We start from the raw sequence: 24963 nt of genomic DNA on the forward strand, positions 1-24963 counted from the left end.
GACAGTTCCCCGGCCATAGTCACCAGGTGCAGAGCCATCCCCCACCCCCGCACCGAGGCCGCTTCCCCTGGGCCGGCCGCAACTTCCGCATCCAGACCGCCGCCACCGTGATCAGCGGCCTCGGCAACGCCGGCGCCCCGATCGCCACCGCCTTCGCCGTCATGGAGAGCGGCGGCTCCACCGCCGAGGTCGGCTACGTCACCGCCGCCCGGCTGGTCCCGGTGGTCCTGCTGCTGATGGTCGGAGGTGCGCTCGCCGACCGCCTGCCGCGCCACCACGTCATGGTCGCGGCCAACCTGTTCAGCGCCGTCTCGCAGGCCGTGCTGGCCGCGCTGGTGCTGGCCGGGAACGTCCAGCTCTGGCAGCTGATGCTGCTCTCCGCCGCGGGCGGCGCCGGCCACGCCTTCTACGCCCCCGCCTCCGAGGGCATGATCATGCAGAGCGTGGCCGCCGAGCACGCCGGCCGGGCCTTCTCGGTCTTCCGGCTGGCGCTCAACTCCGCCCAGATCGGCGGCATGGCACTCGGCGGCGCCCTCACCGCCGCCGTCGGCCCCGGCTGGGTGCTCGCCCTGGACGCCGGCTGCTTCCTACTCGCCGCCTCGCTGCGGTTCCTCCTGGAGGCCGAGGCGGCCGCGCCCGCCGAACCCGGCGGCGGCATGCTGCGCGACCTGCGCGAGGGCTGGCAGGAGTTCGCCTCCCGCCGCTGGCTCTGGGTGATCGTGCTGCAGTTCGCCGTGCTGATGGCCTGCATCACCGCCGTGGACGCGGTGTACGGGCCGATCGTCGCCGAGCAGCGGCTCGGCGGGGCCCGCGACTGGGGCCTGGCGCTGGCCGCACACGGCGTCGGCCTGGTGGTGACCGGCCTGGTGATGGTCCGCTGGCAGCCGCGGCGGATCCTGCTGGTCGGCAACTGGGGCGTCTTCCTCTTCGGCCTGCCGGCCCTGGCGCTGGCCCTGACCGCGCCGCTGCCGGCCCTGGTCGCGGCGATGTTCCTCTCCGGCGCCGGGGTCACCGTCTTCGGCGTCAACTGGATGATCGCGCTCCAGCAGGAGATACCGGCCGAGGCGTTCTCCCGCGTCTCGGCGTACGACCACCTCGGCTCGCTCTCGCTGGCCCCGGTCGGCACCGCACTGGCCGGCCCGGCCGCGGACACGCTCGGCCTGTCCGGCGCGCTCTGGGCGTGTACGGCGCTCTGCCTGGTGCTGAGCGCCGTCGTCCTGCTCGACCCGCAGGTCCGCCGCCTCTCCCGGCGCACCCTCGGCCGGCCCGCCGACGCACCCTCGGAGCCCGCCTCCGCACGCTGACGCGCCCGATGCGCCCCCGCGTGCGCCCTCCGGTCCGCAACCACCGATGGGCGCCGCTCGTCCGACCAGGTGATGACAGAGTCACTCCTGGGGGGCACCGATGCCGAAGCCGTTGCTGTTCCTGGACGTCGACGGCGTGCTCAACCCGGTCTGCCCGGGGCCGGACGGCGACTTCGACGCGCACACCCTGCTCGGCCACACCGTGCTGCTGTCCGCCCGGCACGGCAGCTGGCTGCGCGAACTGGCCGAGGCGTACGAGCTGGTCTGGGCCACCACCTGGGAGGAGCACGCCAACACCCACGTCGCCCCGGCGATCGGCCTGCCCGACCTGCCGGTGGTCCGCTTCACCGGCTACCTCCCGCAGCCCGGCGACCCGCGGGTGCCGCTGATGGAGCTGTTCTCCGCCCGCAAGTGGGCACCGCTGCTGCGCTACGCCGGCGGCCGCCCGTTCGCCTGGATCGACGACGTCATCCCCGGCCGGCTGGTGCGCAACGCGTTCTGGCGCCGCGACCGCGTCCTGCTCCCGATCGACCCCGGCCAGGGCCTGGAGCGCCGGCACGTCGACCGGCTGCTCGCCCGCCCGCCGCGCGCCCCGGCCTTCCGGTCGCCGTTCAGCCGGTCGGCAGCCAGCTGACGTGCCCGGCCAGCAGCGCGTACCCGACGAACGCCACCGTGTCGATCAACGCGTGCGCCACCACCAGCGGCATCACCCGCCCCCACCGCCGGTACAGCAGGCAGAACACCGCGCCCATCACCATGTTGCCGACCAGCCCGCCGACCCCCTGGTACAGGTGGTACGAGCCCCGCAGCACCGAGCTGGCCACCACTGCGGCCGGCCACGACCAGCCCAGCTGCCCGAGCCGGCGCAGCAGGTAGCCGAGGACGACGACCTCCTCCAGGATCGCGTTCTGCCAGGCCGAGGCGACCAGCACCGGGATCCGCCACCAGACGTCCGGCAGCCCGGACGGCGCCACCGTCAGGTTGTAGCCGGCCGCCTGCGAGGCGAGGTAGAGCGCCAGCCCGGAGCCGCCGATCGCGGCCGCGACGGCGGCTCCGCGGCCGAGGTCGCGCAGCTTCTGCCCGAGGTCGAAGCCGAGCACCCGCAGCGAGACGCCCTCGCGCACCAGCAGGTAGCCGACCAGGACGACCGGCATGAGCCCGCGGCCGATGTAGTAGAGCTGCCAGGCGAGGTCCAGCCAGGGGCGGCCGGGGGCGCGCGAGGCGTTCAGGGTGGCGACCTGCTGGCCGAGGTTGAGCGTCTCGGTGAGCGAGCCGGTGAAGCTGATCAGCGCGCCGATGCCGCTGGCCCCGAGGGAGAGGCCGAGGACGGTCAGCAGCTCGACGCCGAGCAGCCGACGCGTCGGCTTCGCGGTCTCCGGTTCGGTCGAGGCGGTGGTCACGGCGTGCTCCAGCGGTGCGGCGTCGCTCCGGCCGTCGGCCGACCACCGGAGCGGTCATCCTTCCACAGGAGGGGTGCTAACCGACCGGCCAGGTGTGGACGGGCTCGCCACCGCGCATGTACTCGACGTAGCGCCGGGTCATCGCCGCGAGCGCGGCCGGCCGGTCCATCCCGAACTGCTCGCGCAGCCGGTGGAACGTGGCGCTCTGCCAGGAGGCGCCGTTGACCCGGCGCAGGCAGCGCTGCTCGATGATGCCGAGGTAGCGGTCCCGGTCGGCCGGCTCCACACCCCACTCGTCCAGCCCCTGATGGGCCATCGGGAGCAGTTCGTTCAGGATCAGGTCGACGGCGGGGACGGTCGTCATGCCGCCGCGCCCGGCCCGGCCGTGCCGCGGCCACTGGAAGACCGCGTCGATGCCGTACCGGGCGGCCTGCCGGAAGTTCTCGTCGGCCCGCTCGAACGGCAGCCTGGTCCAGATCGGCCGGGGCTGCTCGGCCAGCACCCGCACCAGGCCGTAGTAGAAGGCCGCGTTGGCCAGCGTGTCGGCCACGGTCGGCCCGGCCGGCAGCGCCCGGTTCTCCACCCGCAGGTGCGGCACGCCGCCGCTGACGTCGTAGACCGGCCGGTTCCACCGGTAGATGGTGCCGTTGTGCAGCCGCATCTCGGCGAGCCGCGGCACGCCGCCGGAGGCCAGCACCTTGCCCGGGTCCTCGTCGTCGCAGATCGGCAGCAGCGCGGGGAAGTACCGCAGGTTCTCCTCGAACAGGTCGTACGCCGAGTCCACCCAGCGCTCGCCGAACCAGGTGATCGGGCGCACGCCCTGCGCCTTGAGCTCCGCCGAACGGGTGTCGCAGGCTTGCTGGAAGAGCACCGGCCTGGTCTCCCGCCAGAGCTCCCGCCCGAACAGGAACGGCGAGTTGGCGCCCAGCGCGAGCTGCGGGCCGCAGATCGCCTGGGCGGCGTTCCAGACCGAGGAGAACCGCTCGGGGGTGACCTGCAGGTGCAGCTGCAACGAGGTCGCCGCGGCCTCGGCGACCATGGTGATCGACTCCAGCTGGAGGTGCTCGACGCCCTCGATGTCCAGCGTGATGTCCTCGCCGCGCGCGGCCAGGATCTGGTCACTGAGCAGGCTGTACCGCTGGTTCAGGGACATCGCGTCCAGCCCGGTGTGGTCGTGTTCCAGGGTCGGCAGGATGCCCACCATGACGATCCGCGCGCCGGCCTCGGCCGCCCGCCGGTCGGCGTAGCGCAGCCCGGTGTCGATCTCCTCGCGCAGCTCCTCGAACACGTGGCCGCAGAGCCGGTGCGGGGTGATGTTGACCTCGATGTTGAACTGGCCCAGCTCGGTCTGGAAGTCGCTGGAGCCGATGGCGCTGAGCACCTCCGCGTTGCGCATCACCGGCAGGCCCTGCTCGTCGGCCAGGTTGAGCTCGATCTCCAGGCCCATCACCGCCCGGGGCCGGTCGAAGCGGTCCTCCCGCAGCATCCGTCCGAGCGCGTCGAGACAGGACTGGAGCTTGCGGCGGTAGAGCTGCCGGTCCGACAGGTCAGCCCGCGTCGCCACGACCTTCTCGCCCATGGGTCCCCTCCTCCTGAGCCGCCCGGCCGAGCGACCGTGCATGCATCATGCCCACCTCGAAGATCGATACCCGATTGCTTCGAACGGCTTGCAATGCAAGGAAACTGACGGACTTTCAGCACATCCGCCGACTTGCCCGGCGCCACCGCCTGTGATAAACAGGTCACCCTGCGCACCTGTTCGATAGAATTCGCACTGCGCCAAGGCCGGCCCGCTGCTGCTCCGAAAACCTCGTCGACGGCAGCGGCCGTACCAGCACCGCGATCATGCACAACCGGACACGGCCAGGTCCCGTCACCGACGACACACCGCGCCATGCCGGTATGCCGCACTCGCACGCCGATCTCGCACGGAGAGGCGACCCCGCCATGACTCTGCAGACCCCCCAGCCCCCGCCCAGTGCCCTGCGCGCGGTCCTCGCCGCGCTCGACTCGGAGGACGCGCTGCGCCAACCCGCCGCCGCAGCGCTGCGTCATCCGGCCGGACCGCTGCTCCCCGCGCACCCGCTCGCGGTCCACGTCCTGGACGGGCCGCGCCCGGAGCTCACCGCCGCCCGGCGGACGGGCTGGCGCTTCCTGATCAAGGACGGCAGCGAGGTCGCCGCCGCGGCCGAGGTGGTGCAGGGGGCCGAGGGCCACACCTTCTCCCACTTCACCGCCGGGCCCTACCTGGACTCCACCGTCCGGGCACTGCGCCAGGCCTGGCAGCTCGCCCAGACCTCGCGGGCCCGCCGACAGCCCCGGCTGCTGACCTTCCCGGGCCAGTACGCGACGGCGCTGTGGCTGCACGGGCCGGACGCCGACCCGGCATCGGACCTGCTGATCCCGCTGGCGCCGGCCCCGCTCGGGGTCACCGCGCACCGCGCCTACCCCGCGGCCGACCTGCTGCCGGTGCTGGCCCGGGCGCCGCTGGGCCGCCCCCTGCTGCTCGGCTCCTCCTGAGCACCTTTCGGCCCGGACGCTCCCGGGCCTGAGCACCCCCCGACCTGAGCACCCCTCGGCCCGGACGCTCCCCAACCCGAGCACTCCCCTGCCCGAGCGCTCCCCGGCGGGCTCCCCCGCCGGTCGTCCCCCCCGGTCGCCGGGTCGCCCCGGCCGGCCGCCGTCGCACGCTCCGCTTCGCCCGCCCCACCCGGACGGGCCATCAGGCATGGCCCCACCGGGCCAGCCACCTGGTGGCCCGTCCGGGCGCTTTTTCCGTCCGCCGCCACCCGAACGGGTGATCTCTGCCCCCGGGTTGTGGCGCATGTCACCAAATGGCTGCGCGATCGTCCCGGGATGCCGACACTGGGAACCAGCGTGGAAGGACCACCTGTCCTACCCACTTGAGCGCCGGTCCACACCTGCCCGGCGCCGGACAGGATCCGACTACCGCGGCGGCTCCCGACGGCCATCCGAACGGCGCCGCACCACGGGGAGGATCGCAGAGCGAAGCGAGGGTACGTATGTGCCAGCACCGTCCTGAGTGCCCGTCGGCCGAGTCCGAGGACCGCGAGGCGGCCGTACCGGTGGCCTGCCACCCGGAGCAGGGTTGGAGCCTGCTCTGCAACGGCGTCCTGCTCTTCGAGGACACCGGCGAACTGCTGCCCGACGGCCGGGTGATCGCCCCGCGCCGCCCCGTCGCCCACGCGGCCTGACCCGCCGCCGGCGGGGGCGGCGGCCGACAGACGCAGCGGAACGGGCAGGGCCCCGGCGGAACACCTCCCAGTCGAAGACCGGGAGTGTTCCGCCGGGGCCCTGCCACCTGTCGTCCTCCACGGACACCGTCCGTGGGACGCCCTGCGTCAGACGCCGTACTCGTCCAGCGGCGGGCAGGAGCAGACGAGGTTGCGGTCGCCGTACGCGCCGTCGATCCGGCTGACCGGCGGCCAGTACTTGTCCGCCGGGTTCACGCCCGCCGGGAAGACCGCCTCCTGCCGCGAGTAGCCGTGCGCCCAGTCGCCGGCCAGCGTGGCGGCGGTGTGCGGGGCGTTGCGCAGCGGGTTGTCCTCGGCCGCCCACTCGCCCGAACCGACCTTCTCGATCTCGGCCCGGATCTCGATCATCGCGTCGCAGAACCGGTCGATCTCGTGCAGGTCCTCGGACTCGGTCGGCTCGATCATCAGCGTGCCGGCCACCGGGAAGGACATCGTCGGCGCGTGGAAGCCGTAGTCGATCAGGCGCTTGGCGATGTCGTCCACCGTCACGCCCGTCTCCTTGGTGAGCGGGCGCAGGTCGATGATGCACTCGTGCGCCACCAGGCCGCCGGGGCCGGTGTAGAGCACCGGGAAGTGCGGGGCCAGGCGCTTGGCGATGTAGTTGGCGTTCAGCACCGCGACCTGGGTGGCGCGCTTGAGGCCCTCGCCGCCCATCAGCCGGACGTACGCCCAGGAGATCGGCAGGATGGCCGCCGAGCCCCACGGCGCGGCCGAGATCGGGCCGACACCGGTGGCCGGGCCCGCCTCCGCCTGGAGCGGGTGGTTCGGCAGGTACGGCGCGAGGTGCGCGCGCACCGCGACCGGGCCGACGCCCGGGCCGCCGCCGCCGTGCGGGATGCAGAAGGTCTTGTGCAGGTTCAGGTGCGAGACGTCCGCGCCGAACTTGCCCGGCTTGGCGAGGCCGACCAGGGCGTTCAGGTTGGCGCCGTCCACGTAGACCTGGCCGCCGGCCTCGTGCACCGCCGCGCAGATGTCGGTGATCTCGGTCTCGTACACGCCGTGGGTGGACGGGTAGGTGACCATCAGCACCGCGAGCTGGTCGCGGTGCTGCTCGATCTTGGCCTTCAGGTCGTCCACGTCGACGTCGCCGTCGACCAGGGTCTTGACCACGACCACGCGCATGCCGGCCATCACGGCGGAGGCCGCGTTGGTGCCGTGCGCGGAGGACGGGATCAGGCAGACGTCACGCTGGGTGTCGCCGTTGGCGTGGTGGTAGGCGCGGACGGCCAGCAGGCCGGCCAGCTCACCCTGGGAGCCCGCGTTCGGCTGGATCGAGACGGCGTCGTAGCCGGTCACCTCGACGAGCTGCTGCTCCAGCTGACGGATCAGGGTCAGGAAGCCCTGGGCCTGGTCGATCGGCGCGAACGGGTGCAGCTGGCCGAACTCGGGCCAGGTCACCGGCTCCATCTCGGTGGTCGCGTTGAGCTTCATCGTGCAGGAGCCCAGCGGGATCATGCCGCGGTCCAGCGCGTAGTCGCGGTCCGACAGGCGGCGCAGGTAGCGCAGCATGGCGGTCTCGGAGCGGTGGCTGTGGAAGACCGGGTGGGTCAGGTACTCGTCCTCGCGCAGCAGCGCGGCCGGCAGCGCGTCGGCGCCCTCGGCGACCTCCACGCCCTCGACGCCGAACGCGGCCCAGACGCCCGCCAGGTGCTCGCGGGTGGTGGTCTCGTCGGTGGAGACCGAGATCCGGTCCTCGCCGTCCTGGTAGACGTTGATGCCGTGGGCGCGCGCGGCCTCGGCGATCGCGGCGGCCCGGCCGGGCACGACGGCGGTGACGGTGTCGAAGAACTCGCCGTGCAGCAGCTCCACGCCGCCGGCCCGCAGGCCCTCGGCGAGGGCGGCGGCGTAGCGGTGGGTGCGGCGGGCGATGTCGGCCAGGCCGTCCGGACCGTGGTAGACGGCGTACATCGAGGCCATGACGGCGAGCAGCACCTGGGCGGTGCAGATGTTGCTGGTGGCCTTCTCGCGGCGGATGTGCTGCTCGCGGGTCTGCAGCGCCAGGCGGTAGGCGCGGTTGCCGTCGACGTCGACGGAGACGCCGACCAGGCGGCCGGGCAGCGAGCGGGCGTACTCGGCACGCACCGACAGGTAGCCGGCGTGCGGGCCGCCGAAGCCCATCGGCACACCGAAGCGCTGCGAGGTACCGCAGGCGATGTCGGCGCCGAGCGAGCCCGGGGACTTCAGCAGGGTCAGCGCCAGCAGGTCGGCGGCGACGGCGACGATCGCGCCGAGGCCGTGGGCCTGCTCGATGACGGGGGTGAGGTCGCGGACCACACCGGTGGCACCCGGGTACTGGAGCAGCACGCCGAAGACGCCGCGCTCGGCGATCTCGGCGGGGATGCCCGCGGAGAGGTCGGCGACGACGACCTCGACACCGGTCGGCTCGGCACGGGTCTCGATCACCGCGATCGTCTGCGGGAGGGTCTCGGCGTCGACCAGGAAGACACCGCCCTTGACCTTGGTGACGCGGCGGGCCAGCGCCATCGCCTCGGCGGCCGCGGTGCCCTCGTCCAGCAGCGAGGAGCCGGAGGTGGGCAGACCGGTCAGGTCCGAGACCAGGGTCTGGAAGTTGAGCAGCGCCTCCAGGCGGCCCTGCGAGATCTCCGGCTGGTACGGCGTGTAGGCGGTGTACCAGGCCGGGTTCTCCAGGACGTTGCGCAGGATCACCGGCGGGGTGAAGGTGCCGTAGTAGCCCAGGCCGATCATCGGCTGGAGCACCTGGTTGCGGCCGGCCAGCTCGCGCAGCTCGGCGAGGACCTGTGCCTCGCTGCGGCCGCCGGGCAGGTCCAGGGCGGTGATGGAGCGGATCGCCTCGGGCACGGCGGTGGCGGCGAGCTCGTCCAGCGAGCCGTAGCCGACCTGCGCCAGCATCTTCTCCTGCGCGGCGGCGTCGGGGCCGATGTGGCGGTTCTCGAAGGGGCTGGCCAGCTCAAGCTCGGTGAGGGTCGAGGCGCCGGTGGGGCGTCCCGCGTTCGGCTGGGCGTTCATGGTGGTCGAGGCCTCCTGGTCACGGACCGGCGGGGGTACGCACGCCCGTACGGCTTCCGCCGCTGCGGACAACAGCGGACGGGCCTGGGCGGGCGGACCCGACAGGCCTCCCCCTCTGTCATCGGGACCTGAGAGCTTCACCCGCGCGGCACGCGGTGGGCGCGCCGCCGGCTTGCACCGTCGGTGAGGGTGGTGGCCGCCGGCTCCCTCGCCCGCAGTCCTGCCCTGCTTTCCAGAGTGACCTATCCCACACGGTACGGATGCCTGAGAGATTCCGGGGAGGAGTTGCTCCTTCGGCGCCCCGACCAGTGGTTTTCACTGTCGGGGACTCTCCCGAGCGGGCTCGGCGGTCGCGCCCAGGGTACCAGCGGGAGGCCCTTCGATCACGGGTGCGTCAGGTCACTCCGGGACTTCGCCCGTGACCCGGACGGCGCACCACCGGGCCCGTCCGGCCCCGCCCCGGTCGCGGCTGTCCGGTTCATGGCTTTTGGTGTGAAGTGGCGGATGGGACGGGCGGGCCGGCCGCCGGCCTGCGGGAGTCCCGCAGGCGCAGCGCACTGGAGGAAAGAGTGCAGACCGATATCGACCCCCGGGACCTCATCGGCCACAAGGCGGTCGACCGCAACGGAGACAAGATCGGCACGGTCGACGAGGTGTACCTGGACGACGCCACCGGACAGCCCGAGTGGGCCGCCGTCCGGACCGGCATCTTCGGCCGGGACGCCTTCGTCCCCCTGACCACGAGCGAGTTCTCCGGCGACGAGCTGCGGGTTCCGTACGACAAGTCGCTGGTGAAGGAGTCGCCGGACTTCGGCGTTGGCCAGCACCTGTCACCGGCCCAGGAGCTCCAGCTCTACCGCTACTACGGGCTGGACACCCCGGTGGACGGGCGCCCGTCGGCGGGCGACGGCTCCGGCTCCGAGCCGGCCGACCTGGACTTCGGCTCCGTCCCGCCCGCGGCGGCCCAACCCGCGGCCCCGACGGCGGGCACGGCGGCGGGCACGGCGGCAGCGGCGGGCACGGTAGCCGCCGCAGCAGCAGCGGCCCCGGCGTCGAAGTCCGCGGACCAACCCGCCGCCGCGGCACCGGCACCGGCACCGGCACCGGCACCCAAGCCGCTCGCCTTCCACTCGGCCGACAGCTTCCACTCGGCCGACAGCGCGACCCCGTCCCCCCTCATCACCCCGGCGGCCGACCTCGGCAAGCCGTCCGAACCCGCCACGGAGGCCAACGTGCGAACCCTCAGCACCACCGCGCCCGCCGCCCCCGCGGCGCCGGTCACCCATGAGCCGCGCCCCGCGGCCGCACCGGCCACCCCGGCCACCTCCGCCACCACCCCAGCCACCACCCCTGCCGACTCCACCGCCTCCGGTCCGGCCTCGTCCGCGCCCAGCGGCCCGGTGGAGATCACCTGCCGCGAGGAGCGCCTGGACATCACCACCGAGTGGCACGTCCTGGGCACCGCGAAGCTGCGCAAGTACGTGACCAGCGAGCCGGTGGAGCGCCGGGTCCCGGTGGTCCGCGAGCGCGTCCGGGTGGAGCGGATGCCGGTCGGCGAGACGGAGCGGGCCTCGCTCAGCGACAAGGAGATCGCGGAGGCGGTGGAGGAGGTCACCCTGCGCGAGGAGCGCCCGGTGGTCCGCAAGTACCTGGCCCCGATCGAGCGGGTGCGCCTGGTGGTCGAGCGGTACACCTCCGAGGAGGTGATCCGCGACGAGCTGCGCCGCGAGCACGTCGAGGTGCACGACAACACCGCCGCCGCCTCGACCCCGGGCCCCACTTCCCCGAACGCACACGCCCCCGCCCAGCCCACCTCCGCGCCGACCCCCACGCCGGCCTCCGCCGCGGCCGACGAACCGTCCCGCCCGGCCACGCTCAGGCCGCTTGCCTGACGACGCCTCACCGGGGACCCCGGGCCCGCCGCGGCCCGGGGTCCTTCGACTTTGCCAAAGCTTCACCGATCGATATTTGACACAATGAAGTATCTCCCTGCATGGTTACTTCAGTTCATTCACTATGTACGGGAGGAAGCAACCGTGAGTGAGGCACCACAGCCCACCACCGCGGCCGAGAAGCAGAGCAGCGCCCGGGTCCTGCCGGCCCTCATCCTGGCGATGCTGTCGTTCAGCGTGGTGCAGACCGCGGTCGTCCCGATCCTGCCCTCGCTGGCCAAGGAGCTCAGCGTCTCCGGCTCCAGCATCACCTGGCTGATGACGGCCAACCTGCTCTCCGCCGCCGTGCTGACCCCCCTGCTGGGCCGCTTCGGTGACCTGCGCGGCCGCAAGCCGATGCTGCTGATATCGCTGACCGGTCTGGTGGCCGGCTCCGCGCTGGCGGTCAGCACCCACTCCTTCACCTGGCTGGTCGTCGCCCGTGTCCTCCAGGGCGCCGGCGGTGGCGTGCTCCCGCTGGCGATCAGCATCGTCCGCGACGAGCTGCCGAAGCAGAAGGTGACCGGCGGCGTCGCCGCCATCAGCGCCTCCATGGGCGTCGGCAGCGGCCTCGGCCTGGTCGCCACCGGCCTGCTGCTGGAGCACTGGAGCTACAAGTCGATCTTCTGGATGGGCCTGGTCTTCGGCCTGATCGCGGTCGCCCTGGTCGCCCTGCGGGTGCCCAGCGACCCGGTCACCGACAAGGACGGCGGGGCCGACCCGCTCGGCGCCCTCACCCTGGCCGGCTGGCTCTCCGCCCTGCTCGTCGCGGTCAGCCAGGGCAACCACTGGGGCTGGACCTCGACCAAGACCCTCGGCCTCTTCGCCGTCGCCGCCGTGGTCGCCCTGGTCTGGGGCGTCATCGAGGTCAAGGTGAAGCACCCGCTGGTGGACATGAAGATGATGTCCCGCCCGGCCGTCGCCTTCACCAACCTGGCCGGCCTGCTGATCGGCTTCGGCATGTACGGCTCGTTCATGGTGATCAGCAACTTCGCCCAGACCCCGGAGAAGTTCGCGCACTACGGCTTCACCGCCACCGTGCTGCACGCCGGCATCATGCTGCTCCCGTCGGCCGTCGGCTCGATGGTCGCCGCCCCGCTGGGCGCCCTGCTGATCGCCCGCCGCGGCCCGCGCCTGCCGCTGGTCCTCGGTGGCGTCCTCGGCGCCGTCGCGATGGCCTACCTGGCCGTGCGCCACAGCCATGAGGCCGACATCTACACCGCCTCGGCGATCTTCGGTCTGGGCATCGGCCTCGCCTTCTCGGCGATGCCCGCCTACATCAACGGCGCCGTCCCGGTGGAGCAGAGCGGCATCGCCAACGGCATGAACGCCGTGCTGCGCACCGTCGGCGGCGCGATCGGCACCGCCGTGATGGCCGCGATCCTGACCGGCGACACCATGAAGCTGCCGATCCCGATCGCGCTGCCGACCCTGGACGCCTACAAGCACGCGTTCTGGACCGCCGCGGTGGTCTGCGCGATCGCCGGCGCCGTCCCCTTCCTGATCCGCACCGTCAAGCCGTCCACCACCGTCGCCGCCGGCATCGCGACGGCGGACCTGGACTCCAGCCCCCAGCTGGCCAAGACCGACGCCTGACGAGGCGTCCACCCCCCGCGCCCAGGGACAGAGCGCGGGGGACCGGACCCCGAACGGTCGACGAGGGCATCGCGACCGCCCGAGGCCCGGCACTTCAAGCGGCCCCACCCGGTTTCCCCTGCCGGGCGGGGCCGCTTCGTACGTTCAGCCCCCGGTCCCGTCGCCCTCGTCCGGCCTGCCCTCGTCCGGCCCGCCCTCGTCCGGCCCGCCCTCGCTCCCCCGCAGCGGCAGCGGACGCGCGGGCTCCAGCGCCGGGTCGTCCACCGCGAAGGTCCGCACCCGTCCCGGCCCGCTCCACGGCGTCTCGAACCGCACCGTCACCCGCCCCACCCCGCTGCCCTGCACCCACCCCGGTCCGAACTCGCCGTGGTGCACGTCCTGCCCGGGCATCCAGTGCGGCGTCGAAGGCGCGGCCGGCTCCGCCGCCCCCTCCGCCTCGGCCGCCACCGGCTCCTGCTCGCCGGACTCCGCCTCCTCCCGGACGGCCTGCGCGAACAGGTCCTCCTGGGTGTAGTCGGCCAGCTGCGCGACCCCCACGCCGAGCAGCCGCACGCCACCGGTGATGTCCACCTGCGAGGCCAGCCGCCGGGCCGTCTCGGTGATCACCGCCTCGTCGTCCGTCGGGCCGCGCAGCGTCTCCGAGCGGGTCAGCGTGGAGAAGTCGAACCGCCGGACCTTCAGCACCACCGTCCGACCCGACCGGCCCGCCGCCCGCAACCGCCGCACGCACCGCGCCGCCAGGACGTCGACCTCGCGCAGCACCCGCTCCCGGTCGGCGAGGTCCACCTCGAAGGTGTCCTCCACCGACACCGACTTGGCGTCCTGATCGGCCACCACCGGCCGGTCGTCCAGCCCTATGGACATCTGGTGGACGCCGGTGCCGTGCGCCCTCCCCAGCAGCTGCACCAGCTCCGCCTCCCCCGCCAGGGCGAGGTCGGCCACCGTGTTCAGGCCGGCCCGGCGCAGCACCTGTTCGGTGGCCGGGCCGATGCCGGGCAGGGCGCGCACCGGCATCGGCCCGAGCACCACGCGCTCCTGGCCGGGCTCGATCAGCACCAGCCCGTCCGGCTTGGCCTGCTCGGAGGCGATCTTGGCCATCAGCTTGGACCCGGCCGCCCCGACCGACGCGGTCAGCCCGGTGCGCCGCTGGATGTCGGCCCGGAGGTCCTCCGCGAGGGCCAGCACCAGCCGCTCCCCCGTCCCGTGATCCGCCGCCGCCAGCGCGGGGCCGTACGGGCCGGCCTCCAGGTCCACGAACGCCTCGTCCAGGCTGAGCGGCTGGACCAGCGGCGACAGCTCCCGCAACAGGCCCATCACCAGCTCGCTCACCTGCCGGTAGGCCTCGAAGCGCCCGGACAGGAACGCCGCGTTCGGGCAGAGCCGGCGCGCCTGCGCCATCGGCATCGCCGAGTGCACGCCGAACTTCCGCGCCTCGTAGGAGGCCGTCGAGACCACCCCGCGCCCGCCCAGGCCGCCGACGATCACCGGCTTCCCGCGCAGGCTCGGCTTGGACGCCTGCTCCACCGCGGCGAAGAAGGCGTCCATGTCGAGGTGGATGATGCTCGGCAGTGACCGCACCTGCCGATCATGCCGCACGGGTACGACAGTCCGACCGAACCGGGCCGCCGCCCCGGTACCGCACCGCCCCGCACCCCCGGTACCTCGCCGTACCGCGCCTCCGGTGCCTCGCCGTACCGCGCTACCGCTGCTGCGCCGCCCCCGCGTCTGCGAGCGCCTGCGGGATGCCCTCCTCCTTGGGCCCGAGGAACAGCGGGTCCGGCCGCAGCCAGGCGTTCAGCGCCGCCTTGCCCGCCCCCGGGATCTCCCGCAGCCCTCCGTACAGCCAGGTCTCGTCGTGCGCCTCCGTCACCCCGACCGCGTACGAGTCGATGCCGGCCGCCTGACAGAGCGCCAGCGCCCGCCGGACGTGGAAGTCCTGGCTGACCAGCACCGCCCGGTCCACCCCGAAGATCCGGTGCGCCCGGGTGCACGAGTCCCAGGTGTCGAAGCCCGCGTAGTCGCCCACCACCCGCACCTGCGGCACCCCGTGCTCGATCAGGTACTGCCGCATCGCGTCGGTCTCGTCGTAGCTGTCCCGCCCGTTGTCGCCGGTGACCAGGATCGCCTGGACCTTCTGCCCCCGGTACAGGTCGAGAGCCGCGTCCAGCCGGTGCGCCAGGTACGGCGACGGCTTGCCCTGGTCCAGGCCCGCGCCGAACACCACCGCCACCGGCGCCCGCGGCGCGCTCGCCACCGTGCCGACCCGGTCCCCCGCCGAGGTCCACAGCCAGGCGCTCGGCGCCAGCGCGAGCACGGAGCCTGCGGTGACGAGCTGGAAGATCCGGCGCTGGGTGCGCCGCCGCCCCAGCCGGACGCCGAGCCGCTGTACCCGCTGCAGCAGGCCGGGTGTTCCGGTCCCGAACCGCACGTGCTCCCCCTTGGGTCTCTCCACCAGACCTGATCGGTCCACCACGCACGACGAGGCCGCGGGCCCGGACGGTTCCCCGTCCGGGCCCGCGGCCTCGTCAGTACGCCGGTCAGACCGCCCGGTTGCGGCGCTGCGCCAGCTCGTCGCCCGGGTCGTGGCCGACCACCGTCTCGCCGGTGTCGGTGCGCTCGGCGTGCAGCCGCCCGAGGGTCAGCTCCAGCTCCTGCCAGACCGCGCCGACCGCGATGCCGAAGACCCCCTGACCGCCCTTCAGCAGGTCCACCACCTGCTGCGGCGTGGTGCACTCGTACACCGTGGCGCCGTCGCACATCAGCGTCAGCCCGGCCGGGTCGGTGACCTCGGGGGACTGCAGATGGGCGACCGCCACCCGGATGTTCTGCAGCGAGACGCCCGCGTCCAGCAGCCGCTTCACGATCTTCAGCAGCAGGATGTCGCGGAAGCTGTACAACCGGTGACTGCTCGCCGGGTAGACCGACCGGACGCTGGGTTCCAGCAGCCCCGTCCGGGCCCAGTAGTCCAGCTGGCGGTACGTGATCCCGGCCGCGGCGCAGGCCGTCGGCCCGCGGTAGCCGATCAGCTCCGAGGTGGGCGTCAGTCGCTCGATGGCGGGCTGACCGGGCTGCACGGCCGGGAACCGGCCCACCCGGGGCAGCTCCGTCCGCGACAGGTCGGTCACGCTGCGGGCGGTGCGCGGCACGTGCACGGCGCACAGGCCTCCAGCGGCCGCTTCATCGCCGGTGCCGGTCATGCCTACCTCCGTCCACTCGTCCTGCGGGCAACCCAAGACTGCGGGTGACGGGCACCCGGGCAGCCACTCCTGACGGTAGGCAGTCCCCTATGACCCGTCAACGATCGCCACGCCGGGCCGGACAAACCACGTCACTCGGGAGAGTGGTTTTTCGTGCCCCTAGTGTGGGTAGGTAGACGCTTTTTGGCAAAATCGCCAAAGCCGCACGGGCCGACGCCGTTCACGGCATCCCGCACGACGTCCCGCTGACGCACTCCGTACGCGGCCGGCTACTGCGGCGCGCCGCCGCCGAAGTCCTCGGGCGAGACCTGGTCGAGGAACTCGCGGAACTTCTCGACCTCGTCCTCCTGCTCGTCCGGGATCGCGATGCCCGCCTCGGCGAGCACCTCCTCGCTGCCGTAGATCGGCGTACCGGTGCGCAGCGCCAGCGCTATCGCGTCGGACGGCCGCGCGCTCACCTCGACCCCGCCCGCGAAGACCAGCTCGGCGTAGAAGACGCCCTCCCGCAGGTCGGTGATCCGGACCTCGGTGAGCTGCTGGCCGAGCGCCTCCAGGACGTCCTTGAAGAGGTCGTGCGTCAGCGGGCGCACCGGCGTCATGCCCTGCTGGGCGAAGGCGATCGCGGTCGCCTCGCCGGGGCCGATCCAGATCGGCAGGTAGCGGTCGCCCCCGACCTCCCGGAGCAGCACGATCGGCTGGTTGGAAGGCATCTCCACCCGGACACCCACGACGTCGAGCTCATTCACACAGGCAACCCTATGGCCCTTGACCCGGATATGAAAGCGCAGGGCCGACCGCGCTGGTCAGCGGGGTCGGCCGGTCAGGTACGGGTCCGCAGCCCGGCCTGGACCATCGCCGCGTGCAGCCGGACGGAAAGCGTCGCGAGCTCGCGCGCGGTGGCCTCGGCGTGCGCCCTGGTCTGTGGGTTCCGGTGCCGGCGCAGCGGCGCCACCACCTGCTCGACGAGCGCGATCTCGCGGTCGGCGGCCGCCTTCATGGCCCGCAGGTGACGCGGCTCCAGCCCGTAGCGGCCCAGCTCCGCGACCAACCTGGCGACCTGCAGCGCCTCGCCGTCGTAGCCGCCGTCCGGCCCGGCCGCGACCAGCCCGTACGACTCCCACTCGGCCAGCTCCGGCTCGCCGGCCTCGGCAGCGGCCAGCAGCTCGGCCCGGCCCAGCCGGACCCCGGCCGCGGTCTCGGCGCCGACCACCAGCTCGCGGTCCGCCTCCTCCAGCGGCCCGGGCCGGGCCTCGGGGGCGGGCAGCGCGGGCGGGCTCTCGCCGCGCTCCATGGCGTCCAGGTGCTCGCGGATCACCCGCAGCGGCAGGTAGTGGTCGCGCTGCATCCGCAGCACGTAGGCCAGCCGCTCGACGTCGGCCGGGCTGAACTTGCGGTACCCCGAGGGCGTGCGCTGCGGCTCGACGAGGCCTTCCGCCTCCAGGAACCTGATCTTCGAGATGGTGACCTCGGGGAAGTCGTCCCGCAGGAAGGCCAGCACCGCGCCGATGCTCAGCAGCTCGTCGCCGCCGCGCCGTCGGCCGCCCCCTGCGGGCCGGTCCGGACGGACCGGCTGCCTGGGGGCCGCGACCACCCCCCGCGCGCCCTGGTCCGCCTGCGGACCGAACGACACGGGGGTGGCCGCCCCGAGAGATGAAGGGGTATTCGTACTCACTCGGGCTCCCGCCGACGTTGGTTTCAGTACCCCCGGTGGTGGCTGGCGAAGAACACCAGCCGGTACTTCCCGATCTGCACCTCGTCGCCGTTGTTCAGCGCCACCTCGTCGATCCGCTCCCGGTTGACGTAGGTGCCGTTGAGGCTGCCCACGTCGGCGACGGTGAAGCCGCCGCCGGGCGTCCGGCGGAACTCCACGTGCTTGCGCGAGACGGTGACGTCGTCGAGGAAGATCTCGCCCTGCGGGTGACGGCCGGCCGTCGTCTTGTCCGAGTCCAGCAGGAACCGGCTACCCGAGTTCGGGCCGCGCTGGACGATCAGCAGGGCCGAGCCCGGCGGCAGCGCGTCGATCGCCGCCAGCACCTCGGCAGACAGGGCCGGCGTGGCGCCGGTGCCGGTCGTGGTGTTGGGGTCGTACGACTCCAGGCCGGAGATCGAGATGGTCGACGTGGTCTCGGCCGCCCCCTCGGGCAGCACGCCACCGCGCAGGGCGGTACCGCAGTTGGAACAGAAGCGGGCCGCGGCCGGGTTCTGGTTGCCGCACCTGGGGCACGGAGTGGGGCCAGCCATGTTCACAGCCTCCTGGCGCGGCACACCCGACGGGTTGTGCCCGGCGTACGGGTCCGGAGCAAACCCTCCACCAGAGGTTGAGGGTCCTGACGGGAAACCTATGCGCGGGGCACCGGAGGGGTCAACCGACGCGCCGTAGCCCGCCGGATTCCCGGCGAACTCCTGGTTGGCGCCGTCCCGGAACAGCGGCCGCTCGGCGTACTCCACGCCCTCGGGGGCGGGGCGCATGCCCGGCACGGCGGGCTCTTCGTCGGCGCGGCGGTGACGCGCGGTGGGTGCCTCGACGGCGGCCGCGTCACGGCCCTTGTTACGACCGAACAACTTCGAGAAGAAACTCACGGGCGAATCCCCTTGCGTGTGACAGACCCGCCCGCGGGGCAGGGTGAGAACCTCGGACAGGTTGCGGGCCCGGTCTCGGACCGGGCCGGCTGGAGTGGTACTCCGACGTGTGGTGCTCCGGCATGTGCTGGTGTGGACCAGTCTCGCCCACGTGACGGCGGCCTCCCGCACCGGGGGCCGCTCGCAGGTGACGGGCCGTTCGGCAGGTGGCCCGTCACTTCGTGGCCGGCTTGGCGTACTGCGGCGTCTTCAGATCGACGAGGGCGTCGACGATCACCTTCTGCTGCTGGGAGATGGTCGCCCGGGCCTGGTGACTCTCCAGGGTACGGACCACACCTCCCGGGATGTTCAGCGCGGGTGTGAGGTCCTGCGGGTTCCCCACGACGGTGAAGCGATAGGGCTGCGAGACCTTCTTGCCGTCGATCTGCACACCGCCGCCGGACACGTCCGTGAAGTAGGTGTTGACCACCACGCGCACATCGTTGATCTGAATCGCCTCCGCCCCCGCCGCTCGGAGTTCCTGCAGGGTGTCCAGCAGCATATCCGCCTTCACCTGCCCTTGGGGATCATCGACCGTGAGTACGATGCCCGGACCAGTGGCTTTGACGGTTCCCGCCAGCACGCCAAGCTCCGTCACCTTCTTCCTGGTCTGTTCCTGGGCCTCCTTGGCCTGGTTGGAACTGTTCTCCAACTTGGCCAGGGACTGCTCGAGCTCCGCCCTCTCCTGTTGGAGACGCTGCTGACGGCCGTCCAGTTCGTCGAGGATCCGGACAAGATCCTCCTGGCGCGCGCCCCGCAGCTGGCTGTGGTGGTCGTTGGTCGAGCGGACCTGGATCGCCAGGGCCAGTCCGAGCGAGAACAGCAGCAGCGCCACCACCAGCTGGCCGCGCGACAGCCGCGGCGGCCAGAGCGCCGCCTTCAGCCGACGCCGGCCCGCACCGCGGTCCACGACGGGCGGGGCGGGCACGGGCTCGTCGGCCTCGGGTTCGACCGCCTTGACCTCGGGCCCGACCTCGGCAGCCTCGGGCCCGACCGCCTTCGGCTCGGGCTCGGGCTTCGCCGCCTCGGGCTCCGGCTCAGCGACCGCGGGCTCGACCGTCTCGACCTCGGGCTCGACCGCCTTCGGCCCGGCCACGGGCTCGTCGGCGTCGGGCTCGTCGGCGTCGGGCTCGACCGCCTTCGGCTCGACCGCGGGCTCGGGCTCGGGGTCCTCGGCAGGTGCCGACACGGGCTCCGGCGCCTCGGCCTCAGGCCGCCCCGCCGGCTTCTCCCGCGCCCCGGTCGGCGTCGGCGGAGCCTCCTCGGCCCCCGGGACCGACTTCTCGGACGATTCCGTCGCCTCCGCCGTCCGCTTCTCCTCGGACGGCTCCACCTGCTCCACCGGTTCGGCGGGCCGGGCGGGCCCGGCAGGCGCGACGGGTGCGACGGGCTCACGGCCCGTGGGCACGACAGGCTTCCGGAGCGGCGTCTGCGCCTCCGTCCCCGCCTCCCGCCCGTCGTGGCTCTCCCGCACGGCGTCTCCCGCCGGTCCGTCCACCGTCTTCTCCTTCGCCGCCTCCTCGCGGCCCGGCTCAGGCGCGGAAGACATGGCGCCTGATCGCAGCGGCGTTGGAGAAGATGCGGATGCCGAGGACGACGACCACACCGGTGGACAGCTGCGAGCCGACGCCCAGCTGGTCCCCGAGGAAGACGATCAGCGCCGCGACCACCACGTTGGAGAGGAACGAGACGATGAACACCTTGTCGTTGAAGATCCCGTCCAGCATCGCCCGGACACCGCCGAACACGGCGTCGAGCGCCGCGACCACCGCGATCGGCAGGTACGGCACGACGGCGTCCGGCACCTCGGGCTGGACGAAGAGTCCGACGACCACCCCGATCACGAGACCCAGTACGGCAATCACGGTCTAGCTGCTCCTGTCCCTGCGGAGGGCGACCCGCTCGTGGTCGCCGTGGGCGAGTGGGCTGTGGTGGTCTTGGCGGAGCCGGTCGGCGTGCGCTTCCCCGAACTCGTCGTCTTCGGCGTGGCCGACGACGACGAGCCCGCCGCAGGGCTCTCCGACCCGTCGGCGGACGCCGTGGCGGATGCGGTGGCGGACGGCGTGGCGGCGGTCGGGCTCGCCGACGGCGAGGCCTCCGGCGTGGCGGGCTGGGCGGTTCGCAGGGTGACGCCCACCGCCGCGGGCAGCGTCAGCTTCTTCTGGGCGGAGAGCGTCGACTTGATGCCGTACTTCTCCTGCAACAGACGCAGGTACTGGCCCGCCATGTTGCTCTCGAAGGCGCCGACCAGCTTGGGCCCGTCCCCGAGCGCCTGCACGTTGTACGGCGGAACGAGCGGCCGGTTGTCCACCAGCACCGCCTCACCCGCCGCACGGATCGCCGAGAGCGCGGTGAGCCGCTGCCCGTTGATCGAGATGGCCTCGGCCCCGGAGACCCAGAGTCCGTTCACCACCAGCTGGAGGTCCCGGTCACGAAGCCGGCCGCTGTTGGAGAACCCCTGCCCGGCGCGCGGATCGACGTTCCCGCCGGTCCCGGTCCCGGCCGCGTCCTCCAGGACGAGCTTGATGCCCGGGCCGGTCACCTCGGCCAGACCGACCAAGCCGGCCAGGTCCCCCGCGTCCCCGTCCCCCGAGGGCAGCGCCTGCTGCTGCGTACTGTCGACCTTCCGCCGCAGGTCCTGCACCTGCTTCTGGAGCCGGTCCGCGGACCCGTTGCTGTCGTTGATCCGGTGGATCAGCGCGTCCCGCTCCTTGGCCAGCGTCGGCTCGGCCTTGTGCGCGTTCACCGCGCCGACCGTCACCACCGCCCCGACGAGGGCCAGCCCGGCCCCGAGCGTCATCAGACCCCGGAGCGTGCCGGGTATCCGGCTGTCGCGGTCCCCGCCCCGTGCCGCGGCCGCCTCGGCGTAACCCTCGTCCAGACCGTGGTCCATCACGTTGGTCAGCAAGGACATCGAGGCATCCGGACGGTCGTACCGTCCGTTGCTGGCACTCGGCGTCGGCGTCGCTGGCATGCGGACCATCGTCCCACGTCGGCGGAGGGGCCCGTGCACACCCCCTGAACTGCACACTCACCAGAAGCGACGGATCACCACCAAGGCCGCCAAAACGGACACGGGGTGAACGGACACGGCCTGAACGGGCAGGGGGGTGAGCGGGCAGGAGGGCGGGGCGGATCGGCACTCACCGACCGCCCCGCCCTCCCCGGGCACCGTTACGGTCACCCCGTGGTCGTCCCCTGCTCAGCGCCCGGCGCCGTCGACCACCGCCGCCCACTCGTCCAGCAGCGCCTCGGTCGCCTCGTCGTCCGGGCCCTCCGCCCAGAGGTGGGTGACCGCCTCCGCCGGGTCCGGCAGGACCAGCGTCCACCGCCCGTCCGCCTCGACCACCCGGACGCCGTCCGTGGTGTCGAGCCGCCGGCTGCCGGCCGCCTCCACCACCGAGCGCATGACCATGCCCTTCGCCGCCCACGGCGTCGCGATGTCCCTCCGGCGGATGTGCGCCTGCGGGATCCGCGCGTCGATCTGGCTCAGGGTGAGCTGGGTGCGGGCCACCAGCCCGACCAGTCGCACGAACGCCGCCGCCCCGTCCAGCACGCCGCTGAACTCGGGGACGACGAAGCCGCCGCGCCCGTCCCCGCCGAACACCGTGCCCTCGGCGGCGGCCGCCTTGGCCAGGTCGTCCGGCGTGGTCGTGGTCCAGATGACCTGGGTGCCGTGGTACGCCGCGACCTGCTCCGCGATGCGGGTGGTGGTCACCGGCAGCGCCACCTGCCCGCTGCGGCGCTCGGCCGCGACCAGGTCGAGCAGCACCAGCAACGCCCGGTCGTCGTCGATCACCCGGCCGAGCTCGTCCACGAAGGCCACCCGCTCGCCCACGGGGTCGAAGCGCACGCCGAAGGCCGCCCGGGAGGAGGCCACCAGCGCACCCAGCCTGGCCAGCCCCGCCCGGCGTTCCTCAGCGTCCTCGGTCGGCCGCGCCTCGTCCAGCCCGCTGGAGACGGTGAGCGCCTCCACCCCGAGCCGGCCGAGGATGCTCGGCAGGACGAGCCCGGCACTGCCGTGAGCGGTGTCCACGACCACCTTCAGCCCGGCCTCGCGGACACCCGTGGTGTCGATGGTCCTCAGCAGGTTGCCCGCGTACGAGTCGAACACGCTCGACGGGAAGGTCAGGTCCCCGATCTCGCCGGGGAACGCGCGCCGGTACTCCTGACGCGCGTACACGCGGTCCAGCTTCCGCTGGCCGGCCTGCGAGAGGTCGGCGCCGCGCTCGTCGAAGAAGAGGATGTCCAACGAGTCCGGCACCCCGGGCGTGGTCCGCAGGAAGATCCCGCCGGCGCTGCCCCGCGCGGTGTGCTGCCGGGCGACCGGCATCGGCACGTTCTCCAGGTCGCGGACGTCGATCGCGCTGGTCTGCAGTGCCGAGATCATCGCCCGTTTGAGTGCACGCGCACCACGCGAGTGGTCACGCGCGATGGTGACGGTCGCCCCCTTCTTCAGGGTGGTCGCGTACGCGCCCGCCAGCCGCACGGCCAGCTCCGGCGTGATCTCGACGTTGAGGATGCCCGAGACCCCGCGCAGCCCGAAGAGGTGCTCCTGGCCGCGGGACTCCCAGATCACCGACGTGTTCACGACGGCGCCGGCCTCGATGGTCTTGAACGGGTAGACCCGGACGTTGGCCGCGATGATCGACTCCTCGCCGATCAGGCACTCGTCCCCGATCACGGCGCCGTCCTCGATCCGCGCGGCCCGCATCACGTCGGTGTTCTTGCCCACGACACAGCCCCGCAGATTGCTCTGCGGGCCGATGTAGACGTTGTCGTGGATGACCGCCTTGTGCAGGAAGGCACCCCGCTTCACCACGACGTTGCTGCCGAGCACGGTGTGCTCGCGGATCTCCACGCCGGCCTCGACCTTGGCGTAGTCCCCGATGTAGAGCGGCCCGCGGAGCACCGCCTCCGGGTCCACCTCGGCCCCCTCGGCCACCCAGACGCCGGGCGAGATCTCGAATCCGTCGATCTCGACGTCGACCTTGCCCTCCAGGACGTCCGCCTGGGCCTTGCCGTAGCTCTCGTGGGTGCCCACGTCCTCCCAGTAGCCCTCGGCCACGTACCCGAAGACCCGCTTGCCCTCCTTGAGCAGCTGCGGGAACACGTCACTCGACCAGTCGACGGACTCGCCCGCCGCCACGTAGTCGAAGACCTCGGGCTCCATGACGTAGATCCCGGTGTTCACCGTGTCGGAGAAGACCTGCCCCCAGGTCGGCTTCTCCAGGAAGCGTTCGACGCGCCCCTCGTCGTCGGTGATCGTGATGCCGAACTCCAGTGGATTCGGTACCCGGGTGAGACAGACGGTGACCAGTGCGTTTTTACTACGGTGAAACTCGATCAATTCCGAGAGATCGAAGTCGGTCAGCGCGTCCCCGGAGATCACCAGAAAGGAGTCGTCCTTGAGCGCGTCCTCGGCGTTCTTGACACTCCCCGCAGTGCCGAGTGGCGTCTCCTCGTTCGCATATGTCAGATGCATACCCAACTCTTCGCCGTCACCGAAGTAGTTCTTGACCAGCGAGGCCAGGAACTGGACGGTGACGACGGTGTCGGAGAGGCCGTGCCGCTTCAGCAGCCGCAGCACGTGCTCCATGATCGGGCGGTTGGCCACGGGAAGCAGCGGCTTCGGCATGCTGGAGGTCATCGGGCGGAGTCGGGTGCCTTCGCCCCCTGCCATTACAACGGCTTTCATTACGGGTGCGTCCTCCTTCGCGGTGGTGGACCTGCAGGTCCATCAAACCGTTCCAGAGGTTCTCTACCCGGAAGATATCGTCCGACGCACCGGGCCGCCGTGGGACTTCTCTCAGATCACGTCTCAGACTGTGGACGCGGGCGAGGCCGAGACGCCCCTGACGATCTGCCGCGCCTGCACCGCGTAAAGAATGGCGGCCCACCAGTAGAGCGTGGTCCCCCACCAGATGAAGGCCCAGCTGACGACCTCGGCCGGCCGTGCGATCCAGCTGTCCCCGGTGCCGAGCAGCAGAAGCGGGAACGCGTACATCAGGTTGAAGGTCGCAGCCTTCCCCAGGAAACTCACCTGCAACGGCCCGTAGCCGTGCCGGTTGAGAATGGGAAGCAGCGCCGCGATAAACAGCTCACGGGCCAACAGGATCGCGGTGAGCCACCACGGCAGGATCTCACGCCACGTCAGGCCGACCAGGGTGGACAGCACGTAGAGGCGGTCCGCCAGCGGGTCGAGCAGCTGGCCGACCCGGCTGATCTGCCCCCACCTACGGGCGAGCTTTCCGTCCAGGTAGTCGCTGATGCCGCTCAGCATCAGAATCAGCAGCGCCCAGCCGTCATTGTTCGGCCCGCCGAACACCGGCCAGAGGATCAGCCAGAGGAAGAGCGGAACGCCGACCAGCCGGCCCATGCTCAGCAGGTTGGGGATGGTGAGGACGCGATCGGTCTGGACCCGCGTCTCCTGGACCTCCACCCGGGGGCCTCCTGTTACCGTGTGACGACTTTGCATGTTGACCCTACAACAGAGAAGCCCCCGTCCGGTTCCCGGCGGGGGCTTCTCTTGAATGATTGTTCGGCGGCGTCCTACTCTCCCACAGGGTCCCCCCTGCAGTACCATCGGCGCTGTGAGGCTTAGCTTCCGGGTTCGGAATGTAACCGGGCGTTTCCCTCACGCTATGACCACC

General features: G+C 72.4%; 20 protein-coding genes, 1 rRNA gene, 1 pseudogene and 1 riboswitch. Of the genes and pseudogenes, 7 read left to right on the forward strand and 15 right to left on the reverse strand.

The window, feature by feature from the left end:
* Positions 1-26 precede the first annotated feature (26 nt).
* Complete coding sequence (locus tag J5Y04_RS15555) at positions 27-1304, forward strand: MFS transporter (RefSeq protein WP_209412586.1); 1278 nt, start codon at positions 27-29, stop codon at positions 1302-1304.
* Between the two features lie 100 nt (positions 1305-1404).
* Positions 1405-1938, forward strand: coding sequence for an HAD domain-containing protein (locus tag J5Y04_RS15560; protein ID WP_209412587.1), 534 nt, complete (start codon positions 1405-1407; stop codon positions 1936-1938).
* On the opposite strand, the gene J5Y04_RS15565 is transcribed toward J5Y04_RS15560, so the two are convergent.
* Both J5Y04_RS15565 and J5Y04_RS15570 read right to left on the reverse strand, forming a co-directional pair.
* Complete coding sequence (locus tag J5Y04_RS15565) at positions 1916-2704, reverse strand: CPBP family intramembrane glutamic endopeptidase (protein ID WP_209412588.1); 789 nt, start codon at positions 2702-2704, stop codon at positions 1916-1918. The two genes, J5Y04_RS15560 and J5Y04_RS15565, sit on opposite strands and share 23 nt — an antisense overlap.
* A 76-nt stretch (positions 2705-2780) precedes the next feature.
* Positions 2781-4283 carry a glutamate--cysteine ligase gene (locus J5Y04_RS15570; RefSeq protein WP_209412589.1) on the reverse strand — a complete coding sequence of 501 codons (1503 nt, stop codon included), beginning with the start codon at positions 4281-4283 and terminating at the stop codon, positions 2781-2783.
* Positions 4284-4651: 368 nt separating this feature from the next.
* Between J5Y04_RS15570 and J5Y04_RS15575 the strand changes: the two genes are divergently transcribed.
* Both J5Y04_RS15575 and J5Y04_RS15580 read left to right on the forward strand, forming a co-directional pair.
* Positions 4652-5224 carry a hypothetical protein gene (locus tag J5Y04_RS15575; protein WP_209412590.1) on the forward strand — a complete coding sequence of 191 codons (573 nt, stop codon included), beginning with the start codon at positions 4652-4654 and terminating at the stop codon, positions 5222-5224.
* Between the two features lie 503 nt (positions 5225-5727).
* Positions 5728-5919, forward strand: a complete 192-nt coding sequence (locus tag J5Y04_RS15580; protein WP_148641485.1) for a DUF5999 family protein — start codon at positions 5728-5730, stop codon at positions 5917-5919.
* A gap of 147 nt (positions 5920-6066) precedes the next feature.
* Here J5Y04_RS15580 and gcvP read toward each other — a convergent pair whose 3' ends face one another.
* Complete coding sequence (gene gcvP, locus J5Y04_RS15585; protein ID WP_209412591.1) at positions 6067-8967, reverse strand: aminomethyl-transferring glycine dehydrogenase; 2901 nt, start codon at positions 8965-8967, stop codon at positions 6067-6069.
* A gap of 242 nt (positions 8968-9209) precedes the next feature.
* Positions 9210-9313, reverse strand: a riboswitch (glycine riboswitch).
* Between the two features lie 223 nt (positions 9314-9536).
* On the opposite strand from gcvP, the pseudogene J5Y04_RS41770 reads away from it, so the two are divergent.
* The 3 genes and pseudogenes from J5Y04_RS41770 to J5Y04_RS15595 form a co-directional block, all read left to right on the forward strand.
* Positions 9537-9917 (forward strand): annotated as a pseudogene (locus tag J5Y04_RS41770) (PRC-barrel domain-containing protein); the annotation flags it as partial.
* Positions 9900-10859 (forward strand): YsnF/AvaK domain-containing protein, encoded by a 960-nt coding sequence (locus tag J5Y04_RS43970; RefSeq protein WP_256463506.1) that lies wholly within the window; start codon positions 9900-9902, stop codon positions 10857-10859. The pseudogene J5Y04_RS41770 and the gene J5Y04_RS43970, both read left to right, overlap by 18 nt.
* A gap of 144 nt (positions 10860-11003) precedes the next feature.
* Positions 11004-12494: an MFS transporter gene (locus J5Y04_RS15595; RefSeq protein WP_209412593.1), complete on the forward strand. Its 1491-nt coding sequence runs from the start codon at positions 11004-11006 to the stop codon at positions 12492-12494.
* A gap of 144 nt (positions 12495-12638) precedes the next feature.
* Here the strand turns inward: J5Y04_RS15595 and J5Y04_RS15600 are convergent, their stop codons facing one another.
* From J5Y04_RS15600 to rrf, 12 genes are all read right to left on the reverse strand, one after another.
* Positions 12639-14072 carry a DNA polymerase IV gene (locus tag J5Y04_RS15600; RefSeq protein WP_209412594.1) on the reverse strand — a complete coding sequence of 478 codons (1434 nt, stop codon included), beginning with the start codon at positions 14070-14072 and terminating at the stop codon, positions 12639-12641.
* Between the two features lie 121 nt (positions 14073-14193).
* Entirely contained in the window at positions 14194-14922 is a 729-nt protein-coding gene (locus tag J5Y04_RS15605; protein ID WP_209412595.1) for a vancomycin high temperature exclusion protein, read from the reverse strand.
* Positions 14923-15031: 109 nt separating this feature from the next.
* The gene (locus J5Y04_RS15610) at positions 15032-15691 is read right to left on the reverse strand and encodes a MerR family transcriptional regulator (RefSeq protein ID WP_209412596.1); all 660 of its coding nucleotides are present in this window, start codon (positions 15689-15691) and stop codon (positions 15032-15034) included.
* A gap of 269 nt (positions 15692-15960) precedes the next feature.
* Positions 15961-16437 (reverse strand): bifunctional nuclease family protein, encoded by a 477-nt coding sequence (locus J5Y04_RS15615; protein WP_148641491.1) that lies wholly within the window; start codon positions 16435-16437, stop codon positions 15961-15963.
* 74 nt (positions 16438-16511) lie between these two features.
* A complete protein-coding gene (locus J5Y04_RS15620) occupies positions 16512-17204 on the reverse strand; it encodes a MerR family transcriptional regulator (protein ID WP_209412628.1) in 693 nt (230 codons plus the stop codon).
* A gap of 182 nt (positions 17205-17386) precedes the next feature.
* A complete protein-coding gene (locus J5Y04_RS15625) occupies positions 17387-18271 on the reverse strand; it encodes an FHA domain-containing protein (protein ID WP_209412597.1) in 885 nt (294 codons plus the stop codon).
* A gap of 214 nt (positions 18272-18485) precedes the next feature.
* A complete protein-coding gene (locus J5Y04_RS15630) occupies positions 18486-19808 on the reverse strand; it encodes a DUF881 domain-containing protein (RefSeq protein WP_374106032.1) in 1323 nt (440 codons plus the stop codon).
* A 34-nt stretch (positions 19809-19842) separates the two neighbouring features.
* Entirely contained in the window at positions 19843-20175 is a 333-nt protein-coding gene (locus J5Y04_RS15635; protein ID WP_030062488.1) for a small basic family protein, read from the reverse strand.
* Positions 20172-21224 (reverse strand): DUF881 domain-containing protein, encoded by a 1053-nt coding sequence (locus J5Y04_RS15640; RefSeq protein ID WP_307853129.1) that lies wholly within the window; start codon positions 21222-21224, stop codon positions 20172-20174. Before J5Y04_RS15640 ends, J5Y04_RS15635 begins: the two co-directional genes overlap by 4 nt.
* A 288-nt stretch (positions 21225-21512) precedes the next feature.
* Positions 21513-24008 carry a mannose-1-phosphate guanyltransferase gene (locus tag J5Y04_RS15645; protein WP_209412599.1) on the reverse strand — a complete coding sequence of 832 codons (2496 nt, stop codon included), beginning with the start codon at positions 24006-24008 and terminating at the stop codon, positions 21513-21515.
* Between the two features lie 123 nt (positions 24009-24131).
* A complete protein-coding gene (locus tag J5Y04_RS15650; protein ID WP_209412600.1) occupies positions 24132-24752 on the reverse strand; it encodes a CDP-alcohol phosphatidyltransferase family protein in 621 nt (206 codons plus the stop codon).
* Positions 24753-24849: 97 nt separating this feature from the next.
* Positions 24850-24963: ribosomal RNA gene (gene rrf / locus J5Y04_RS15655) — 5S ribosomal RNA — on the reverse strand; the annotation flags it as partial.

The organism is Kitasatospora sp. RG8 (assembly GCF_017813315.1).
In the GTDB taxonomy this organism is placed as follows: Bacteria; Actinomycetota; Actinomycetes; order Streptomycetales; family Streptomycetaceae; genus Kitasatospora.